The organism is Mesorhizobium sp. NZP2234 (assembly GCF_013170765.1).
GTDB lineage: Bacteria > Pseudomonadota > Alphaproteobacteria > Rhizobiales > Rhizobiaceae > Mesorhizobium > Mesorhizobium loti_D.
Genome location: NZ_CP033364.1, coordinates 4,132,224 through 4,151,888 on the forward strand (window position 1 = coordinate 4,132,224; position 19,665 = coordinate 4,151,888).

Below are 19,665 nucleotides of genomic sequence, written 5' to 3' on the forward strand. Positions count from 1 at the left end.
ACCATGCCACAATTCGACGTCAGCTCGATCGGCTTCTACGTCCTGGATATCCTGGGGCGGCCGGTGTCGCGCATCCCCGAGGGCGGCCGCGCCGACTATATCGAGGAGATCCGCATGACTGTCGCAGGCACGGCCGGCGCGACCGGCATGGACTGCGCCATCCTCGGGTTGAAGACGCGGGCCGTCACCACGCTCGGCACCGACGACATGGGCGATTGGTTCCTGGCCAAGCTGAAGAAATATGGCCTGGAGTGCGGCCTGGTGCGCCGCGACGGCAGCGTCCAGACCTCCTCCACCATTCTGCCGGTACGGCCAAATGGCGAGCGTCCGGCATTGCATGTGCCGGGGACGGCTGCCGTTTTCGAGGTCGCGGACGCCGATCTCGACGCCGCCCTTGACGCCACGGTCGTCCATGTCGGCGGCACCGGGCTGTTGAAGCGTTTTGATGGCGTGCCGACGGTCAAGCTGTTGAAGCGCGCCAAGGAACTTGGCCGCATCACGACCTTCGATCTGATCCAGGCGACGCCGGAAACCTGGAAGCTGGTTGAGCCGTGCCTGCCCTATATCGACTATTTCGTGCCGAGCATCGACGAGGCGGGCGAGATGGCGCACGACCGGGATCCGGCTCGCGTTGCCGCCTTCTTCAAGTCGAGGGGCGTGAAGAACTGCATCCTGACACTCGGCGCCGATGGCGTGCATGTCTCGCCGCAGCATGGCGAGGATTTCCACCTGCCGGCCTTCGACGTCGAGGTCTTCGACACCACGGGCTGCGGTGACTCCTTCACCGCCGGCATCATCGTCGGCATCGTCAAGGGCTGGGACCTCAAACAGTCTGCCCGCTTCGCAACCGCCGTCGCCGCCAAGGTGGCGATGGGGCTCGGCTCCGACGGCAAACTCGTTTCATTCGACGACACGATCGTGGCGATGAATTCGCTCCCGGTCAGGACATCAAAGGTGCAAGCAGCATGACCATTCTTCCTGAGGCCAAGGGCAAGACGGCTCTCGTCACCGGCGCCAGCCGCGGTATCGGCAGGGCGCTCGCCAAGGGGCTGGCCGAGGCGGGCTTCGACGTCGCCGTCACCGACCTGCCGTCACAGGCCGCGGAGCTTGCCGTCACCAAGGCCGAGATCGAGGCGGCGGGCAGCAAGGCCTATGTCTACACAATGGATGTCAGCAAGAAGCGCGAGATCGAAGCGACGGCGCAGGCGCTGCTTGCGGAGGCTGGTAGCATCGACGTACTGGTCAACAATGCCGGCATCTTGAAGCCAAGCCTGCTCCAGGATTTGGACGAAGCCAATTGGGACGCGCATTTCGATGTCAACGCCAAGGGCGTGCTGATGATGTGCCAGGCCGTGCTGCCGCATATGCGCGCCAGGAAATCGGGCAGGGTGATCAACATAGCCTCGATCGCCGGCCGCCAGGGGGTGCCGACGCAAGGCCATTACGCGGCGACGAAATCGGTGGTGATCACGCTGACCCGCGTGCTGGCGCAGGAAGTCGGCATGGACGGCGTTACCGTCAACGCCATCTGCCCCGGCATCATCCTGACCGAGATGGGCAAGAACAATCTCGGCAGCGAAGCGGCGATCCACCATTGGGAAGATGTCGCGGCGCTGAAGCGCCTCGGCGCGCCGGAGGACGTCGTCGGGCCGGTGCTGTTCTTCGCCTCGGACCTGTCGGCTTTCGTCACCGGCCAGTCGCTCAACGTCGACGGCGGTATCTACTACCATTGACGATCCGCCGCGTGGCTTGCGCAATCGCCATGGCTTGAAGATGTTGATGGAGTGCTGGAGGCATCCGTCCGCTTCCAGTCCCGGCCACTCCAAAAACGGACAGTCCCCTTCAGGCCCCAAAACGGACGTCAGCCGGTTCTACAGTCGGCCATCGACTGGGGTTCCTGGAAGCTTTTCGAACTTTCTGGGTCGCGTTCCAGCCCGAATTGCGACTTTCGTAATTTCTCGCGTGCCTTGCAAAATGCTTCCGGTGTCATGTGCTATTTCCGCCCAGCGCGCCCAGAGCCGCTCGGCCGAGAACGGGCTTTTATCTTGTCCAGTACCCGCCGCGATCTCTTTCGACGAGGCCGAGGCGGCCCGGTCACACCGAATCGAATGAGCCGTTCGCGATCGAGAGTCACGATGCTGCATTTGCCGAGATGTCTTTGGAGCATAGCGGGGGCCGCGGCCTTGGAGCGGCGAGGGGACTTGCCTACATCGCACATGTCGTCGATATGGAGGTCGATGAGTTCGCCGAATGTTTTCAGGCGCGCTATACGGGGCTTGGTCGGCGTCTCACCGCGATCGACTTGGCGCTCGGTTTCGGTGACCCAGCGCGAGGCGTCTGTGTGCGCTGAGAGATCGAAACGTGGCGAAAAGGGTCGTATTCTGGCGTAAATTCGCGTGCACTCGGCAGATACTAACGATTTGATATTAAAGAAAAATGCTGAAAAATCAAAATAATAGAGTGGCCGTGGCCCCAATGATGGACTGGACAGACCGGCATTGCCGGTTCTTCCACCGCCAGCTAACGAAGCGTGCGCTGCTTTACACCGAAATGGTGGTGGCGGACGCGGTCATCCATGGCGCGCGCGATCGGTTGCTTGGCTTCGATGCGGTGGAACATCCGGTCGCTTTGCAGCTCGGCGGCTCCGATCCGGCGAAACTTGCCGAGGCGGCGCGCATTGGCGAGGCCTTCGGCTATGACGAAATCAATCTCAATGTCGGCTGCCCATCCGACCGCGTCCAGTCGGGGACGTTCGGTGCCTGCCTGATGAAGGTGCCCAACCTTGTCGCCGAGTGTGTCGCGGCGATGAAAGCGGCGGTGACGATTCCCGTCACCGTCAAATGCCGCATCGGCGTCGACGAACAGGATCCCGAGCCAGCGCTCGATACGCTGGCCGACGCGGTTTTCGATGCCGGCGCCGACGCCTTGTGGGTGCATGCGCGCAAGGCATGGCTGGAAGGGCTGAGCCCCAAGGAAAACCGCGACATTCCGCCGCTCGACTTTGACAGGGTTTATCGGCTGAAGGCTGGAAAACCGAGCAAGTTCATAGGCATTAATGGCGGCATTCAGTCGCTTGAAGAGGCGCGGGCGCATCTCGATCAGGTTGACGGCGCCATGCTTGGACGCGCCGCCTACCACACGCCAGGCATTCTGGCCGGCGTCGACGCCGGCTTCTACGGCACAAAGCCCGAGGCGTTCGACTTCGCAACGCTTATCGACGCGATGGCCGGTTATGCCGCGCGCCACATCGAACAGGGCGGGCGGCTCGGTCATGTCACCCGGCATATGGTCGGGCTGTTCCACGGCCTGCCCGGCGCGCGCCGCTACCGCCAGATCCTGTCGACCGACGCAAACCGGCCCGGCGCCGGGCCTGACGTGCTGAAGACGGCTTTCGCGGCAGTCGGTTTTGGTGGGGCAGCCGCCGAAGCCGCCTGACGGGTTGGGTTAACCTCAGTCCCTGAGGATCATCCGGTCGCCGCGCACGTCGAAGCCTGACAGCGAGCCGATGAAGTTCATGCCGAGCAGGCTTTGGCTCAGCATGCCGGGGGCCGCGACCATCACCGACATGTCCTTGCGCACGATGCCGCCGATCGCCACCGCGTCGGTTTTGACCGCCGCGGCGCGCGCCATGCCGTTGGCTGTCGAAACCGGTATCGTGTAGTTGAGCGCCGCCGGGTTGAAGCCGGCGGCTTGCGCGTCTTCCGATGTCAGCACCGTGCTGGTCGCGCCGGTGTCGACAACGGCGCGCACCGGATTGCCGTTGACCAGGATGCGCGCTTCGAAATGGCCATTGTCGGCCTTGTCGAGGGTCACGGTGGCGTGGCCGTCTTCGATGCCAAGCGCCAGCGGACTGCCGGGAACGAGGCCCGCCGTCACCCGGCTGGCGACGTCCTGCAGTTCGTAGCGATACTGGTAGCCGGTGATCAGGGCGAGCACGATTGCCGCCCAGGCGCCAAGGTTGCGGGCCATCGCGCCCAGCGGGCGACCTGACCGCAGCAGGCCGGCGCCGATCAGCGCGCCGAAGGCGCCAAGCCAGATCAGCCGGCCGAAATCGTAATTTTCCACGCCAAGCGTGCTGCCAGCGGAATCGTTGAGCATGAGCAGGACCGCGCCCACGCCGATCACCGCCATCATAATCCAGAACAGCCGGCTGCTCATCCGTGCCTCGCTAAAGTGCGTCGCGTTCGCGCGCCATGCGGGTGCGGCGCGTTTCCCGGCGCGGCCGGCGCTCGACCGTTTCCAGCCGGGCCGGCAGTTCGGCCATCACATTGCGGCGCGTTTCGGGCGTCATCCCCATCCAGGCGCCGATTTCCTCGCGCGTGCGGCCGCAACCGAAGCAGAAGCCGGTTTTCATGTCGATCGAACAGACAAGGATGCAGGGAGATTCGATGGCCGTCATGACTTTCTCACGAGCGACCCGTTCGGATTCCGCTCTTCCATCTCCACATGGTGCAACGGCAAAGCCAATGCAAGCCCTCGCGATCGCGTCTTCTCAGGCCATCTTTGCGGCAATCAAGGCGGATGTTTGGGGGAGGTTGTGCCGATCACCCAACGCGGCTATGCCGCTCACCAACTCTAGGAATGAATGATTGCTCACGACATGACCAGCGCGCTACCTTTTGACGATTTTCGCAACCTGCTCGACAATTTGCCAGCAGCCGACCTCAAGACGCAAGCGCGCGTGCACGCGCTGTTCGCCAAGGCGGACAAGCCAGCGCATTCGCTCGGCCGCATCGAGGAGATCGCCGCGTGGCTTGCTGCCTGGAGCGGTAGGGCTCCGCCCGCAGTGACAAGGCCGCTGATGGCCGTCTTTGCCGGCAATCATGGCGTGGTCAGACATGGCATTTCGCCACGCCCGGTGGCGGCGACAGCCAATGCGGTCGAGCTCTGCGCGGCCGGTGGTGCGGCGATCAACCAGATCTGCATCGCCAACGATCTCGGACTGAAGGTGTTCGATCTTGCCTTGCACATCCCCACAGGCGACATCACCGATGATGCCGCGCTTGATGAGCGCGGTTGCGCGGCGACCATGGCCTTCGGCATGGAAGCGATCGCCGGCGGCACCGACCTGCTTTGCCTCGGCGATCTTGGCGTCGGCAATTCCACTGTCGCCGCGGCGTTGTTTGCGGCACTGTTCGGGGGCAGGGGTGTCGATTGGGTCGGCCCGGGATCCGGCGCGGACGCGGCCATGCAGGCGCGCAAGGCGGAGGTGGTCGATGCGGCGCTGGCGTTTCACAGCGACCATCTAGAGGACCCGCTGGAGGTGTTGCGCCGGGTCGGCGGCCGCGAGTTCGCGGCGATAGCCGGCGCCATCCTCGCCGCGCGGATGCAGAAGATTCCCGTGCTGATCGACGGATTTGCGGCAACGGCCGCCGCGGCGGTGCTTTATGCCGCGAACCCCGCAGCGCTAGAGCATTGTCTTCTCGCCAGCCTGTCGCCCGAGCCCGCGCATACAAGAGCCGCCGAGCTCCTTGGTTTGCGCCCGCTGCTTGACCTCGGCATAAGCCACGGCGAGGGGGCAGGAGCAGCGCTTGGCGCAGGCCTCGTCAAGGCGGCGGCGCTGACCAGTTCGGGCATGGCGGCAGCTGTTCGGGGCTAAGCCGCGAGACGTACGCGGCGTTGACGAGGTGGCTCCTACCGGCGTCGCGCCGCCACTGCCGCGGTCGGCAGTGCCGGCAGCTCTTCCATCACCCGGCTCAGCGGGAAGATGGCAATCGCCTCGGTGCCTTCGCGCAGCTTGGAATGGAGCTCGAATTCGCCGCCATGCATGGCAAGCAGCCCTTGCACGATCGGCAGGCCAAGCCCGGTGCCTTGCTCGGCGCTCTTGATGGCGATCGAGCCCTGGCCGAAGGCTGAAAGCACGATCGGAATCTCGTCCTCGGGAATGCCGGGGCCATTGTCCTTGATCGAAATGTATTGCCCGCCGCCAGCCGTCCAGCCGACGCGGACGCGGATTTCGCCGCCGGTGGCGGTGAATTTTATGGCGTTGGACAAGAGGTTGAGCGCGATCTGGCGCACGGCGCGCTCATCGGCGAACAGACGCGGCAATGTCTGTTCGAAATCCTGGATGACGCGGATGTCCTTGTTGCGCGCCCTCAACTCCATCATATGGCAGCAATCCTCGACGATGTTCAGCAACATCACCGGCTCTTCGTTGAGTTGGTAGCGGCCGGCCTCGATGCGCGACAGGTCGAGGATCTCGTTGATCAGGTCGAGCAGATGCTGGCCGGAATCGTGCACGTCATGGGCGTAGTCGCGATAGGTGGGGTTGCTCATCGGCCCCAGCACTTCGTTCGCCATCACCTCGGAAAAGCCGAGAATGGCGTTGAGCGGCGTGCGCAATTCATGGCTCATCGAGGCAAGGAAGCGCGACTTCGCCAGATTGGCATCCTCGGCCCGCCGCCGCGCCTCGTCCGACATCGATTTGGCCGTCTCGAGTTCGGCGATCAGTGCATCTTTTTCGGAGCGGAACGACAACAGCATCAGGGAGGAGCGGTTGAGTTGACGGGCGACATAGGCGAAGAAAGGCAGTGACACGACAAGCAGCCCGGTCATGATCACCTCTACCGGCATCCACAATTTGGTGCCGACATAGGCATAGAGCGCGACAGGCACGGCAAAGGTCGCCAGCAGTGCTCCGCTGAGCGACGAGGCCATGAGAGCCGTCCCGGCCATGGCAAGCAGCATCACCACCGCCTTGACCACCTGGAACTGGTCGACCTCGCAGGCGGCGCAGCCGAGCAGGACGAACCAGGCCCAGCCGAGGCCGCAAAGGAAGTGGCCGACCAGGAATTCGCGTCGCGTTTGCAAGGGGTTGAGCTCGGAAGCTTCCGTGCGCTCAATGCGCCGGGCCATGAAGGCGACGATGGTATAGCAGGTGAGCGTGAACAGCGCCCAGAGCCCGATCTCGTTGCCGACGCCGGCGAGCCGGCCGGCCGCGGCGATCGCCAGGACCAGCAGCGGGATGGCCACGGCACCGCTTGTCATGGCGCGGGCGTGGAGATTCAGCAGTTCACGGTCGAAATCGGGATTGCCCGCCTGCTGCGAAAGACGGTCGCGCGTCTTGCGCACCGCGCGCGCCACATCGCTGTTGCGATGAGGTTTCCTGCGGTCCACAATGAACTTGTCCGCTGTGTTCGAGCGTTGCAAGGGCATCAAAAACTTCAATTTATGCGTGCAGCGGTTCCAAGGTGTTAAGCTACGTTCGAATGATTAACCAACCGTTTGCCATATGAGCCGTTCCTGGTCGCCAAGATCGCGCCGGCGGTACGCGGCACCGCGCCCGAGAAGCCTGTGGCGCAAGCTCATGGACTACGGGCTGGCCATCATCATTCTGGGGCTGCTGATCCTGCTGGCGGCACGCCTCGACCGGGTCGAGACCCGCCAGACGCAAGGTGCGGCCGTCATCAATGACGGCGATTCGATCACGCTCGGCGCCGAGCGCATCCGCATGCGCGGCATCGACGCGCCCGAATACACCCAGACCTGCCGCAGGAACGGCGCCGATTATGCCTGCGGCACGCTTGCGCGTCAGTCGCTGGTGCGCCTGATCGCAGGCAGGCCGGTCACTTGTAGCGGCTGGCAGCGGGATCGTTATGGGCGGCTGCTTGGCGACTGCAAGGCAGGTGACACGGATCTCAACCGCGCCCAGGTCGAGGCTGGCTGGGCCGTTGCCTATGGCGACTTCGAAAGCGAGGAAGCGATTGCTCGCACGGCAAAGGTCGGTATCTGGGCGGGCACGTTCGATCGGCCGCAGGACTGGCGCGATAGTCATCACGGCGAAGTCGTGGAGCGAAAACACGGCACGCTGGCGTCGATCGGTGATGCCGTGCGGGAGATTTTTCGCTTCTGGTGAAACGCATCTGGCGGAAGGGAAGGAGGATCGAATGAAACTCTTCGACGGTGGCCGGGCACCCAACCCGCGGCGGGTTCGCGTTTTCCTTGCCGAGAAGGGGATCGCGGTTCCAATCGTGTCCGTCGACATGGGCGCGCTGGAGCACAAGAGCCAAACGGTGAGTTCGCGCAACCCTTTACAACGCCTACCGGTTCTGGAACTTGACGATGGCACCATCATCACGGAATCCGTCGCAATCTGCCGCTATTTCGAGGAGTTGCAGCCCGAGCCGGCCCTGTTCGGACGCGGCGCGCTCGGCAAGGCGCAGGTCGAGATGTGGCAGAGGCGGATGGAGCTCAATCTGCTGAGCAGCGTCGCGCAGGCCTTTCGCCATATCCATCCAGCCATGAAGGAATGGGAAATCCCGCAGATCCCGGAATGGGGCGAGGCCAACAAGCCGAAGGCGGTCGAGTTCCTGAAGATACTCGACCGCGAGTTGGCGAGCCGCGAGTTCGCCGCCGGCGACAGCTATTCGATTGCCGATATAACCGGCCTGATCGCGATCGACTTCATGAAGCCGGCCCGCATCAAGGTGCCGGAGGAATGCACCAATGTGTTGCGCTGGCATCAGGCGATCTCCAGCCGGACGAGTGCCGCCGCTTGAGTGTGGAACTGGATAGCTTTGCCGCGACGGTCCGGGCCTGCCGTATCTGCGTCGAAAATCCCGTCGGCAAACCGCTGCCCCATGAGCCAAGGCCGGTCCTGCGGCCGTCGTCCAGCGCGCGCATCCTGATCGCGAGCCAGGCGCCGGGAACCAAGGTGCACCTGTCAGGCATGCCGTTCACCGATGCCTCCGGCGACCGCCTGCGCAACTGGCTTGATGTGACCCGCGACGAATTCTATGACACCGAGAAATTCGCCATCGTGCCGATGGGCTTCTGCTTTCCCGGTCAGGATGCCAAGGGCGGCGACTTGCCGCCAAGGCGCGAATGCGCACCGGCATGGCGCACGCCCTTGATGGCCCTAATGCCGCGAATAGACCTCGTGCTGACGATCGGCATCTATGCGCAGTCCTGGCACATGGGCGCCGCGCGCCGACCCTCGCTGACGGAAACGGTGATGGACTGGCGTGCCATCTGGGAGAATTCGGTCGGTGCGAAAGTGCTGCCGCTGCCGCACCCGTCATGGCGCAACACCGGCTGGCTGAAGCAGAATCCATGGTTTGAAATGGATTTGCTGCCTTTCCTTCGGTCGGAAATCCGCTATCGCATTGGCTAGGCATTCAGCAAGAAATCACTCGCTTTATTGGCGATTGGCAGAATTTCTTTCTTGTGAAAGCCTCGAATAAGAGGGAATATAGATAAACTATTCCCTCAGGAGCCTCCGATGGACCGCCTTGACCGAAAAATTCTACGCCTCCTGCAGGAGGACGCGACGCTCGCGGTCGCCGATGTCGCCAAGAAAGTCGGCCTGTCGACCACGCCGTGCTGGCGCCGGATCCAGAAGCTCGAGGAGGAGGGCGTCATCAAACGGCGCGTCGCCATTCTCGACCATGAAAAGGTCAATGTGCGGGTCACCGTCTTCGTCTCGATCCGCACCAACTCACACAGCCATGAGTGGCTGCGGCGGTTTTCCGAGGTCATCCAGGAATTTCCCGAGGTGGTCGAGTTCTACCGCATGAGCGGCGACGTCGATTATCTCTTGCGCGTCGTGGTGCCCGACATCGCCGCCTACGACGCCTTCTACAAGCGGCTGATCGCCAAGATCGAGATCCGTGACGTGTCGTCGTCCTTCGCCATGGAGCAGATCAAGTACACGACCGAAATCCCGCTCGACTACATGGTGCTGGACAAGGAATCGGGTGCCAATGCCGCGTGAGCGCCAACCCGTTAGTTCTTCTTCTTGTTGAGGAAACTCCAGGGCGAGGTCACCGGTAGGGCAATGGCGTCCGGCACGGTGTCCACGCCGACAACCTCCGCCTTGCGCACGCTATAGCCGGACTGGATGATGCTGACGCCATCCAGAATGAACAGCTGGCTTTTTTCCATGTCCGGCCTCAGGGCGCCGGTGACGGCTACCGGCTGGTAGGCTTGCGACATCTTGTAGGGGTGGGCTGGCGTGACAAGCACGATCTGGTTGGGCGGTGGCGTCGGCATGTGGCTGCAAGCGCCCGTCCACGGCACCAGCAGGAACTAATAGACAAGGTCACCGTCGCGATCGACCGGCAATGCATAGCCGGCTAATTGTATCGTCTTGTCCTGCAGGCCAAGCGACAGCGTCTCGCCATGGTCGGGCAATTTTGCCGCGATCATCGGCAGGCCGGCGTCTTCGGCAACCGCCTGGCTCGCCGGGCGCAGATCCTTCCAGAAGATGTGAATGGTCTCGGCCGAGGCGCCGGCGGCGCAGAGAGACAGCGCGGCCGCGAGCGTCAGGATTGATTTGAAATGGATGCTCATGCCGCTTCCTTTGCGGGCGAGTAAAGACGCCGTGCCCAATGACGTCAATGCTCGAGCCGCATGACATGTCGGCGAGAACTGGCCATGCCGGTCTCGCGGAAGCCACGCGACGCAAACATGTCGCGAAAACCCATGAAACGGTAGCTCGGCGACGCCTCGGCCACTGGATAGGCCTCAATGACACGGGCGCCCTTGGCGAAGGCATGATCAATGGCGGCATCGAGCAACGCCGAAGCAAGGCCACCGCCGCGCAAGACCCTCGGCACATAGAAGCAGACGATCGACCAAACGCCGCTCTCGCCGTCATCCTGCTGCTTTGAAAGCTTGCGATAGGTCCCGCGTGGCGCGACCGAGCACCAGCCGATCGTCTTGCCGTCGAGCTCGGCGACGATGCCGACCGGGGTGCTCGCATCGATGAGCGCCATCATCTGCCGCTTCTTCCCGTCGCCCTGGACGTGCTCGCGGCCGGACTGCCGCCAGGCCATGCACCAGCAGTATTTTGGCGCGCCCGGCCGCTCGAACAAAGTCTCGAAGCCGCCACGGGTCGCCCGCGTCACCTCGGTGAAGCGGATGTTGGCGACGTCAAACGTTTCTGGCGGCGATCCGCGCGAGCGTTTTGGTATCGGTCAGTTCCTTCACGGCATTCCTGCCGTTCCAGCGTGCCGTCTTGTCGGTCGACCGCGCGAGCCTTTCGGCGACAGCAAGGGCAGCGCCGTGCATGGCCATCGATCGCTTGCCGATCGAACGAAGCGCCCAGTTCACGGCTTTCTTCACGAAATTGCGGTCGTCGGTGGCATGCGCCTCGATGATCGGCAGGAAGGTGAGAAAGGTCGCCTCCGGCTCTTTTTTCCGGTGGACGACAGACCAGGCCATCATGGCAAAAGCCGTGCGTCGAACGAATTCCCTTTCATCGGCCGCGAACTCGCTGATCAGTTCCTTCCAGGCGTCGGTGTCGACGAAGAGGTCAGAGACACCGTCGACGATATCCCAGGAATCGAAACTCGACGCCCATTGCCTTGCGTTCGCGGCAGAAAACCGGTTCGGGTCGGCCGTGACGGAAGCGATGAATTGCGCCTCCATAATGCCTGACTCCCACAGCTCAAAAGCGCTCATGGTTGCGTTTGATCTTCCGAGCGATCTGCCGCTGGACGCCATGTGGAATTCCAAGCGCGCGTTCGATCCTGATACCGTAGCGCAGCATGCCAAGGCGATTTTCCTCCGAGCCGATCAAGCGCAGATGCGCGACGATTTCGTCGGCACTGGACTGGGGCGAAAGCTCGGCCATCGCAAATCCTACTTCTCCAGCCGCGCCAGCAGCGAGGACGTGTCCCAGCGCTTGCCGCCCATGGCCTGCACGTCCTTGTAGAACTGGTCGACAAGCGCGGTCACCGGCAGCCTGGCGCCGTTGCGATCGGCCTCCTCCAGGCAAATGCCGAGATCCTTGCGCATCCAGTCGACGGCAAAACCGAAATCATATTTTCCCGCATTCATGGTCTTGTGCCGGTTTTCCATCTGCCAGGATCCGGCCGCGCCCTTGGAAATCACCTCGATCACCTTCTCGATATCGAGCCCGGCCTTCTTGCCGAAATGGATGCCTTCCGACAGGCCCTGCACCAGCCCGGCGATACAGATCTGGTTGATCATCTTGGTCAGTTGGCCGGCGCCCGCCGAGCCCATCAGCCCGACCATGCGGGCATAGGCGTCGATGACCGGCCTGGCCCTGTCGAACGTGGCCTGGTCGCCGCCCACCATGACGGTCAGCACGCCATTCTCGGCGCCGGCCTGGCCACCGGAGACCGGCGCGTCGAGAAACGAGAAGCCGCCGGCTTGCGCGGCCTGCGCCAATTCGCGCGCGACCTCGGCCGAGGCCGTGGTGTTGTCGATGAAGACCGAACCTTTCTTCATCGATTTGAAGGCACCATCCGGGCCTGTCGTAACCGAGCGCAGATCGTCGTCATTGCCGACGCACGAAAAGACAAAGTCCTTGTCCTTGGCTGCCTCCGCCGGCGTAACCGCAAGGCTGCCGCCATGCTGGCCAACCCATTGCTCGGCCTTGGCCTTGGTACGGTTGTAGACAGTGACGTCGTGGCCACCCTTGTTCCTGAGGTGCCCGGCCATCGGATAACCCATCACGCCAAGACCGAGAAATGCCACGGATGCCATAAGCTTGTCCTTCAGACTGAAAATGGAATTTGCTGCGAAAGCTCTAGAGCAATTCCTGGAAAAATGTGAAGCGGTTTCCCACAGGAATTGCGTCAAAACAAAGAGATAGAGCGGTCCGCCGTTATCGCGAAACGATGAACCGTTCTAGACACTGCGTTCAATTCGTCAAGACGCCCGGCACCCGATCGACTGGTGCAGCCGAAGCCGAGAGCGGCTCAGCGTTTCAGGTGAATAGTGATCCGACGCTCGATCCATTCAACGCCATGGCGCAAGATCTCGACCATCACCAGATAGACGATGGCGACCCAGATATAGGCTTGAATGTCGAAGCTGTTGGCGAAGGCGAGCTTTGCATTGCCCATCAGATCATAAACCGTGATGATGGCGACGATGGCGGACGCCTTGACCATCAGGATCAGTTCATTGCCATAGGGTCGCAAGGCGACAATCAAGGCCTGCGGCAGGACGATCTTGCGCAGCGTCTGCAGTTTGTGCAGGCCAAGCGAGGCTGCTCCTTCCCATTGCCCTCTTGGCACGCTCTCGATTGCGCCGCGCAGAATCTCGGCCTGATAGGCGGCGGTGTTGAGCGCAAAGGCAAACACGCCGCAATTGAAGGCGTCCTTGAAAAAATCCCAGAGGCCAACCGACTGGAGTTCGACGCGGAACGAACCCAATCCGTAGTAAACAAGATAGGTTTGGACCAGCAGCGGCGTGCCGCGGAAGAAATAGACGTAGCAATAGGCGAGGCCGGACAGGATCCGGTTCCTGGACATGCGCCCATAGGCGACAGGCACCGACAGCATCGCGCCCAGCGCCATCGATATGGAAACCAGCGCCAGGGTAACGCCAAGGCCTCTCAAATAGGCTGGCGCATATTTGGCGAAGAAGTCGGCATTCCACGCAAAGAAGAGATAGCTGACGATGCCGACGCCGAACAAAATCCACAAGCAGACCAGCGCATAGCCGGCGACACGCTTGCGCGGCCAGCCGCGTGCCCGCGGCGGGGGCCGTTCAACCATGGTGGCCGTGGCGCTCATCGCTGCGCCTCGCGTCGGCCAAGCGAGCGCAGAATCGCGCTGCTTGCAAAGGACGACACTACGGCCAGAGCAAGAAAAACCAGTGCCGCCACACCATAGAAAAGGAATGCGTGCTTGGTGACGCGCGCGGCGGTATAGGCATTGCGCAACGTCTCCGCGAGGCCAACGACGGACACGAGCGACGTGTCCTTGAGCAGGCTGAGCCAGCAGTTTTCCAGTCCGGGAAACGCGATCCGCAACAGTTGCGGCACGATCACCTTACGCATGGTGAGTCCGTAGGAAAGACCGATGGCATAGCCACCCTCATACTGGCCTTTCGGAATGGCGCGGAAGGCCGACAGGAAAACCTCGCTGGCATAGGATGAGAAGATCAGGGCAAGCACGATCATGCCGGCGACGAAGCTGTTGACGTCGATGGTGGCGTCTGGTCGGAAATACCTGACAAGATGCTGCAGCAGGATCGGCATGCCGAAGAAGAACAGGAAAAGCGTCACCAGTTCCGGCAAGCCGCGAAAGACCGTGGTGTAGATGTTGGCGGCGAGACGCAGCGAAGGCTCTTCGGATTGCTTGCCCAGCGCAATGAAAAACCCAATTGTCAAACCAATGGGAAGCGTCGCCAGCGCCAAGAGAACCGTTACTACCGCGCCATAGGCAATATCGTCACTCCAGCCATCGGGTCCCCAACTGAGAAGTGTCCATATGCTTTGGGCTGGCATTGACGGGTCTTATCTCCACGGCATTTCCAGGACGAATAGAAAGACGGCGGGGAAATTCCCCGCCGTCTTGATCCAGTCTATCAGGACTCGGCGCCGTAGACGTCGAACTTGAAGTACTTGTCGTTGATTTCCTTGTATTTTCCGTTGGCTCGTATGGCGTCGATGGCCTCATTGAGCTTGTTGACCAGGTCGGTCTCGCCCTTGCGCACGGCAATGCCGGCGCCCGGTCCGAAGATCTCGACCGGTTGCGGCGAGGGCTGGCCGAGAATCTTGCAACAGGCGCCATCGGGCGAGTCCAGCCACTGCTGCAGCACGACGATATCGTCCTCGATCGCGTCGAGACGGCCATTGGCAAGATCCGCCTGCTCCTCGGGGCTGCTCGGATAGCCCTTCACGGTGCTGTCGGTGTAGGTTTTCGAGGCATAGTTGAAATGCGTGGTCGTGGTGGCGACACCGATGGTCTTGCCGGCGAGATCTTCCTTGGTCACGCCCTTCAGCGTCGAGTCTTTCGGCACGGCGAGAGCCGAAGGCGTGTTGTAGTATTTGTGGGTGAAGTCGACCTTTTCCTTGCGCTCCGGGGTGATCGACATCGACGCGACGATGGCATCGAACTTGCCGGCCTGAAGCGCGGGGATGATGCCGTCCCAATCCTGGGCGACGAAGGTGCACTTGACCTTCATCTGGTCGCAAAGCGCCTGGGCGATGTCGATGTCGAAGCCGACGAGCTTGCCGTCGGAGGTGAGATTGTTGAACGGGGGGTAGGCGCCTTCGGTGCCGATCCGCAGGGTCTTTTCCTGGGCCTGGGCTACGCCGAGCGTCAGCAGCGCGGCCGATGCGGCGAGCGCGATACGCAGTGCAATACGCATGATAGTCCTCTCTTTAGGTCCCGGCCGTCGTTCCGTAACGGCTCTGTGGGGCGGTGCTTTTGACCGCCCGCTGAAGCGATACTCCCACTCTTTCCAAGAAAAAAGCAACTGCAAAACCACCAAAATCGGTAACGGGGTTCTGCCGTTACGTTACATCTCAAGCAACGAGGCCGGTGGTGCGCTCGATGAAGTCGACTATCGATTTTACGTCGTCGAGGTCGAATACCGGCAGGCTCTTGTCCGTGACGGTGAAATCCGCGGCGACGGCGACAATATTGGGATCGTCAGCCGAAAGCGGCGTCCGGTCCTTTGCCGCCAGCCGCCGTGTTTCGATCTTGCGGTGGGACTCGCGCTTGTAGCCTTCGATCAGCACGATGTCGCATGGGGCGAGCCGCGAAAGGATGCCCTCCAGCGGTGGCTCGTCCTCGCCGCGCAATTCGTGCATCAGCGCCCAACGGTTGCCGGACACGATCGCGACCTCCGTGGCGCCGGCCTGCCGGTGGCGGAAGCTGTCGGCGCCAGGCTTGTCGATGTCGAAGTCATGATGGGCATGTTTGACCGTCGAGACCTTCCAGCCGCGCCGCACAAGCTCGGCGACCAGCTTTTCGGTCAATGTGGTCTTGCCGGAGTTTTTCCAGCCGGTGATGCCGAAGATGTTCATCATGTCATGCTCCGCAACAGGCGTCTGGCCTCGGCAAGATCGTCCGGCACGTTGATGTTGAAGAAAGGATCGAGCCCTGTGGATTGCAGGATCGGGAATTCCACCTCGACATGGCCGTGGCGCTCGATGAAGGCCAGTACCCGCCGGCTATGCTCCTCGACCAGGAAATGCCGCAAGGCATCGCGACAATCGGTGGGCCATAGCGCGAAGGTCGGGTGGAGCCTGCCGGCCGAGGACGCGACGGCAATAGAGCCGGGATGTTCGTCGGCCGCTGACGCCAGGCGATCGACGAGATCAAGCGGCAGGAAGGGTGTGTCGCCGGCAGCGGTGACGACCGCCTTGCAAGGTGTACTCGCAGCGGCCCATTCGAGGCCGGTCAGGATTCCGGCAAGCGGGCCGGCAAAGCCTTCGACGGTGTCGGCAAGCACGGCCAGTCCGAAACGGGAGAAGCGTGCCGGATCGCCATTGGCACTGAGCGCCAGGGTTTCAATCTGCGGGCCAAGGCGCGACAGGACCTGGTCAAGCACGCAGCCGGCGCCAAGCGGCAACAGGCTCTTGTCGCCGCCTCCCATGCGCCGTGACTGGCCGCCGGCCAGAATGATCCCCGCGACATCCCGTTTCATGCCGCCCAGCCTCTACGCCAGCCGCCGGAAATCGCAAGCAGCTTCAAGGGTTAGATTCCGTCCGGCGCCATGGCCGGCCCGGTGCTTTCGGCGACGATCCTTCGCCGGCCGACCAGCCGTTCGCGGTAAAGCGTATAAAGACCCGAGCCGACGACTATCGCCGCGCCGACGATCATCGGCATGTCCGGGAAATCGCCGAAGACGATCAAGCCAAGCAGTATGGACCAGAGGAGCGCGGTGTAACGGAATGGCGCGACGAAGGAGATCTCGCCCGAGCGCATCGCCATGATGATGAACTGATAGCCGACAAGCACGAGCACCGCGGCCAGCGCCAGCAGCGTCGTGCTCTTGACGGTCATCGGCGTCCAGCCACCCATCGGCGACAACAGCGCCGCGCCGACGACGGTCATTGCCAGCGCGGTGGCGGTCGAGACCAGCATCGTCGGTATGGCTTGGGGGATACGCTTGGTGGCGAGATCCCGCACGGTGCAACATGCAACGCTGACCAGCGCCACGAGGGAATAGACGCTGAAGCCGTCGAAGCCCGGTCGCACGATGATCAGCACGCCGGCAAAACCGATGGCGATCGCCATCCAGCGTCGCCAGCCGACTGGTTCGCCGAAAAACAGCGCGGCACCCATCGTCACCGCCAGCGGCAGCGCCTGAAGAACCGCCGAGACGCTGCCGATCGGCAAATGGGCCAGCGCCACGAGGAATGACACGGTGGCACCCGCTTCGCCCAAGACTCGGATCGCCACCAATGGCTGCAGCATCAGGCGCGGCTGCAAAAGCGCGCCACGTTGCCAGGCCAGCAAGCCAACGAAGAGTGAGGCAAAAGCCCCCCTGATCAGCATGACCTGCGCCATGTTCATCGATTGCGAAGAGTATTTGGTGATGGCGTCGTTGAGCGTGAAGCCAACCATCGCCACCATCATGAACAACGCGCCGCGAAGATTTGGAGATAAGGGCAAGACATCTACCGATTGCCTGAGCAAGCAAGCATGTACCAGCCCACCGCGAAACAGCAATGGCAAAGGGCTGTGCCAGAACAGGGAGAATCGCCGTGGCCCGGGTTGAAATCACATTCCGGCTTCGTCACGGATCGTTCCGGGAGGCCGCTCCGCCTCCCGGAACCAACCAGCCTGGGCGATGCTATTTCTTCGGCGTCAGCACTTCGGTGCCGTTGCCTTCCTTGCCCGCGATCGTCCACAGGCCATGCAGCGAGCCGTCCTCCTCGACCTTGTAGACAACGAGGCCGATATCCTTGTCCATGACATAGCCGGCGGAGAATGCGTCGTCATTGCGCATGCAGATACCGTCCGAGGAGGAGCCGCCCGTCTCCCAATGGATCGTGCAGGTCGTCCCGCTGGTCAGCGTGATGGTGGCTTCGCCGCCATAGGCCGAGCCATCGAAGTTGGTGCCGGCGACAGTGTAAGTGCCGCCGATCGACTGTGCTGCCGCGGGCAGGGCGGCAAGCCCAAGCAGAGCCAGCGAAAGCAGAAATTTGTGCATGATGTATTCCCCCAAAGAGCGACAGCCGCTACGAAACGAACGCTAGGCGGGAAACCGTCACCAGTAAATCAGATGGACATTGCAGGCAGAGATTTGTTCGCGGTGTGGCTAAAATGCTCTTGGGCGCGCCGCAGTTTTCATGGCCCCTTGAGGCTGCCGGCGATGGCGCCGACCAGTGGATCATATTTCGACCTGAGAGCCGGCGGGTAATCGATCCAGACCGTGCGGATAACACCATCGCGGCCGAACAGGCGCCGCTCGTAGAAGATCTTTCCATCCTTCGTCCCCGACAGCACCGCCCAGTTCCTGCCGGTCTTGCTATAGGTGACGGTATAGCCGGGTTCCTTGCTTGCCTTTTCTTCCGCGACAAAGCCTCTCGGCGTATCGTCGTCGACATTGAGGATGCCGGAGCAGGTCAGGCCGGCGCCGTCCGCGCTCAACCATACCTGTCCGTCGCCATTTTCGGGCTCGGGCTGACGATCGGTGAAGATCTCATCGGGAAAGGTGCAGACGGTGCCGAAGCGCTCATTCACATAGGTGAAGGGTGCCGCGATTGCGCTGCTTGCTGCAATAGTCGCGAAAGCCACAATCACCGAAAAAAGCCGCGGCATCTGCTGCCCCAAAGCCAATGACCGGGAGCAATCCTTGCACAGATCGACAGGAAGGTCAGCCGCCCGTCACGCTCATATGCCGGGACACCGACGGGCGGCTGGTGCGACGGTCGATGATGAAATCGTGGCCTTTCGGCTTGCGGCCGATAGCCTCATCGATAGCATCGGCGACAAGTTCGTCACCTTCGGATGCGCGCAAGGGCGCGCGCAGGTCGGCGGCGTCCTCCTGGCCGAGGCACATGTAGAGCGTGCCGGTGCAGGTCAGCCTGACCCGGTTGCAGCTTTCGCAGAAATTATGCGTCATCGGCGTGATGAAGCCGAGCTTTCCGCCGGTCTCGGCGACGTGGACGTAGCGGGCCGGGCCGCCGGTCTTGAAGGGAATGTCGGTCAGCGTGAACTGGCGCTCCAGCGAAGCGCGCAGCAGCGACAGCGGCAGGTACTGGTCGGTGCGGTCGGCGTCGATCTCGCCCATCGGCATGGTTTCGATGACGGTCAGGTCCATGCCCCGGCCGTGCGCCCAGCGCATCATGTCGGGCAGTTCGGCGTCGTTGAAGTCCTTCAGCGCCACGGCGTTGAGCTTGACTTTCAGCCCGGCCGCCTGAGCGGCGTCGATGCCTTGCATGACCTTGTCGAGATGGCCCCAGCGGGTGATCTGGTGGAATTTGTCGGCGTCGAGCGTGTCGAGCGAGACGTTGATGCGCTTGACGCCGCAATCGGCGAGTTCGGCGGCGAAGCGCGACAGCTGCGAGCCGTTGGTGGTCAGCGTCAGTTCTTCGAGCGCGCCGCTGTCGAGGTGGCGCGAGAGCTGGCGCACCAGATGCATGATGTTCTTGCGCACCAGCGGCTCGCCGCCGGTGAGGCGCAGCCGCCTGACGCCCTTTTGGATGAAGACGGTGCAGAGCCGGTCCAGCTCTTCCAGCGACAACAGGTCCTTCTTCGGCAGGAAGGCCATGTCTTCGGCCATGCAATAGGTGCAACGGAAATCGCAGCGGTCGGTGACCGACACTCTGAGATAGCTGATCGTGCGACCAAAGGGGTCGATCATGTTCATGTTCGAGCGTTTCCGTGGCCGTTATCGGCGTCGTTATATACAGCTATGTGATACGATCCAGCCCGCCATTCAAGATACCGCTTCTCGATCTTTGGTAACATCCCGGAGCCGACACGGTGTGTCGGTCGTCTATCA

24 protein-coding genes and 1 pseudogene are annotated in these 19,665 nt (G+C 62.3%); 8 read left to right on the top strand and 17 right to left on the bottom strand.

Going from position 1 to position 19,665, the window contains the following annotated elements:
* The first annotated feature begins 3 nt into the window (after window positions 1–3).
* From EB230_RS20340 to dusA, 3 genes are all read left to right on the top strand, one after another.
* Window positions 4–969: a sugar kinase gene (locus EB230_RS20340; protein WP_056577143.1), complete on the top strand. Its 966-nt coding sequence runs from the start codon at window positions 4–6 to the stop codon at window positions 967–969.
* On the top strand, window positions 966–1,733 hold the full coding sequence (locus EB230_RS20345) for an SDR family NAD(P)-dependent oxidoreductase (RefSeq protein WP_056577148.1): 768 nt from the start codon (window positions 966–968) through the stop codon (window positions 1,731–1,733). Before EB230_RS20340 ends, EB230_RS20345 begins: the two co-directional genes overlap by 4 nt.
* A gap of 703 nt (window positions 1,734–2,436) precedes the next feature.
* Complete coding sequence (gene dusA / locus EB230_RS20350) at window positions 2,437–3,435, top strand: tRNA dihydrouridine(20/20a) synthase DusA (protein ID WP_172373767.1); 999 nt, start codon at window positions 2,437–2,439, stop codon at window positions 3,433–3,435.
* Between the two features lie 15 nt (window positions 3,436–3,450).
* On the opposite strand, the gene EB230_RS20355 is transcribed toward dusA, so the two are convergent.
* Together EB230_RS20355 and EB230_RS20360 are read right to left on the bottom strand one after the other, a co-directional pair.
* Entirely contained in the window at window positions 3,451–4,158 is a 708-nt protein-coding gene (locus tag EB230_RS20355) for a TIGR02281 family clan AA aspartic protease (protein ID WP_056577157.1), read from the bottom strand.
* A gap of 10 nt (window positions 4,159–4,168) precedes the next feature.
* Window positions 4,169–4,399 (bottom strand): DUF1289 domain-containing protein, encoded by a 231-nt coding sequence (locus EB230_RS20360; RefSeq protein WP_010909481.1) that lies wholly within the window; start codon window positions 4,397–4,399, stop codon window positions 4,169–4,171.
* Window positions 4,400–4,600: 201 nt separating this feature from the next.
* On the opposite strand from EB230_RS20360, the gene EB230_RS20365 reads away from it, so the two are divergent.
* On the top strand, window positions 4,601–5,599 hold the full coding sequence (locus tag EB230_RS20365) for a nicotinate-nucleotide--dimethylbenzimidazole phosphoribosyltransferase (RefSeq protein WP_172375137.1): 999 nt from the start codon (window positions 4,601–4,603) through the stop codon (window positions 5,597–5,599).
* Window positions 5,600–5,634: 35 nt separating this feature from the next.
* On the opposite strand, the gene EB230_RS20370 is transcribed toward EB230_RS20365, so the two are convergent.
* Window positions 5,635–7,155 carry a HAMP domain-containing sensor histidine kinase gene (locus tag EB230_RS20370; RefSeq protein ID WP_056577164.1) on the bottom strand — a complete coding sequence of 507 codons (1,521 nt, stop codon included), beginning with the start codon at window positions 7,153–7,155 and terminating at the stop codon, window positions 5,635–5,637.
* 76 nt (window positions 7,156–7,231) lie between these two features.
* Here EB230_RS20370 and EB230_RS20375 point away from each other — a divergent pair, with 76 nt between their 5' ends.
* The 4 genes from EB230_RS20375 to EB230_RS20390 all read left to right on the top strand — a co-directional run bounded on the left by EB230_RS20375 (window position 7,232) and on the right by EB230_RS20390 (window position 9,712).
* Window positions 7,232–7,855: a thermonuclease family protein gene (locus tag EB230_RS20375; RefSeq protein WP_172373768.1), complete on the top strand. Its 624-nt coding sequence runs from the start codon at window positions 7,232–7,234 to the stop codon at window positions 7,853–7,855.
* A 31-nt stretch (window positions 7,856–7,886) separates the two neighbouring features.
* A complete protein-coding gene (locus EB230_RS20380) occupies window positions 7,887–8,498 on the top strand; it encodes a glutathione S-transferase (protein ID WP_056577170.1) in 612 nt (203 codons plus the stop codon).
* Entirely contained in the window at window positions 8,438–9,112 is a 675-nt protein-coding gene (locus tag EB230_RS20385) for a uracil-DNA glycosylase family protein (RefSeq protein ID WP_056577173.1), read from the top strand. The genes EB230_RS20380 and EB230_RS20385 overlap by 61 nt, the downstream gene beginning before the upstream one ends.
* 108 nt (window positions 9,113–9,220) lie before the next feature.
* Entirely contained in the window at window positions 9,221–9,712 is a 492-nt protein-coding gene (locus EB230_RS20390; RefSeq protein WP_006205209.1) for an Lrp/AsnC family transcriptional regulator, read from the top strand.
* Between the two features lie 11 nt (window positions 9,713–9,723).
* Here the strand turns inward: EB230_RS20390 and EB230_RS32685 are convergent, their stop codons facing one another.
* The 14 genes and pseudogenes from EB230_RS32685 to moaA form a co-directional block, all read right to left on the bottom strand.
* Window positions 9,724–10,017: a DUF3299 domain-containing protein gene (locus tag EB230_RS32685; RefSeq protein ID WP_281410906.1), complete on the bottom strand. Its 294-nt coding sequence runs from the start codon at window positions 10,015–10,017 to the stop codon at window positions 9,724–9,726.
* 9 nt (window positions 10,018–10,026) lie between these two features.
* Window positions 10,027–10,290 (bottom strand): hypothetical protein, encoded by a 264-nt coding sequence (locus EB230_RS32690; protein ID WP_246738824.1) that lies wholly within the window; start codon window positions 10,288–10,290, stop codon window positions 10,027–10,029.
* Window positions 10,291–10,334: 44 nt separating this feature from the next.
* Window positions 10,335–10,847 (bottom strand): GNAT family N-acetyltransferase, encoded by a 513-nt coding sequence (locus EB230_RS20400; RefSeq protein ID WP_244494142.1) that lies wholly within the window; start codon window positions 10,845–10,847, stop codon window positions 10,335–10,337.
* A gap of 25 nt (window positions 10,848–10,872) precedes the next feature.
* Window positions 10,873–11,575, bottom strand: a pseudogene (locus EB230_RS20405) (DNA alkylation repair protein).
* Between the two features lie 8 nt (window positions 11,576–11,583).
* Window positions 11,584–12,453: an NAD(P)-dependent oxidoreductase gene (locus EB230_RS20410; protein WP_056577186.1), complete on the bottom strand. Its 870-nt coding sequence runs from the start codon at window positions 12,451–12,453 to the stop codon at window positions 11,584–11,586.
* A 215-nt stretch (window positions 12,454–12,668) separates the two neighbouring features.
* The gene (locus EB230_RS20415) at window positions 12,669–13,490 is read right to left on the bottom strand and encodes an ABC transporter permease (protein WP_172373769.1); all 822 of its coding nucleotides are present in this window, start codon (window positions 13,488–13,490) and stop codon (window positions 12,669–12,671) included.
* Window positions 13,487–14,206 (bottom strand): ABC transporter permease, encoded by a 720-nt coding sequence (locus tag EB230_RS20420; protein ID WP_056577192.1) that lies wholly within the window; start codon window positions 14,204–14,206, stop codon window positions 13,487–13,489. The genes EB230_RS20415 and EB230_RS20420 overlap by 4 nt, the downstream gene beginning before the upstream one ends.
* 80 nt (window positions 14,207–14,286) lie before the next feature.
* Complete coding sequence (locus EB230_RS20425; RefSeq protein WP_056577195.1) at window positions 14,287–15,072, bottom strand: ABC transporter substrate-binding protein; 786 nt, start codon at window positions 15,070–15,072, stop codon at window positions 14,287–14,289.
* A gap of 157 nt (window positions 15,073–15,229) precedes the next feature.
* A complete protein-coding gene (gene mobB, locus EB230_RS20430) occupies window positions 15,230–15,733 on the bottom strand; it encodes a molybdopterin-guanine dinucleotide biosynthesis protein B (RefSeq protein ID WP_065005081.1) in 504 nt (167 codons plus the stop codon).
* The gene (gene mobA, locus EB230_RS20435; protein ID WP_172373770.1) at window positions 15,733–16,356 is read right to left on the bottom strand and encodes a molybdenum cofactor guanylyltransferase MobA; all 624 of its coding nucleotides are present in this window, start codon (window positions 16,354–16,356) and stop codon (window positions 15,733–15,735) included. Before mobA ends, mobB begins: the two co-directional genes overlap by 1 nt.
* 50 nt (window positions 16,357–16,406) lie before the next feature.
* Complete coding sequence (locus EB230_RS20440; RefSeq protein ID WP_056577203.1) at window positions 16,407–17,327, bottom strand: DMT family transporter; 921 nt, start codon at window positions 17,325–17,327, stop codon at window positions 16,407–16,409.
* Between the two features lie 181 nt (window positions 17,328–17,508).
* Window positions 17,509–17,868: a hypothetical protein gene (locus EB230_RS20445; protein ID WP_056577206.1), complete on the bottom strand. Its 360-nt coding sequence runs from the start codon at window positions 17,866–17,868 to the stop codon at window positions 17,509–17,511.
* Window positions 17,869–18,005: 137 nt separating this feature from the next.
* Window positions 18,006–18,479, bottom strand: coding sequence for a hypothetical protein (locus tag EB230_RS20450; protein WP_056577210.1), 474 nt, complete (start codon window positions 18,477–18,479; stop codon window positions 18,006–18,008).
* 55 nt (window positions 18,480–18,534) lie between these two features.
* Complete coding sequence (gene moaA, locus EB230_RS20455) at window positions 18,535–19,530, bottom strand: GTP 3',8-cyclase MoaA (RefSeq protein WP_056577212.1); 996 nt, start codon at window positions 19,528–19,530, stop codon at window positions 18,535–18,537.
* Between the last annotated feature and the right edge of the window lie 135 nt (window positions 19,531–19,665).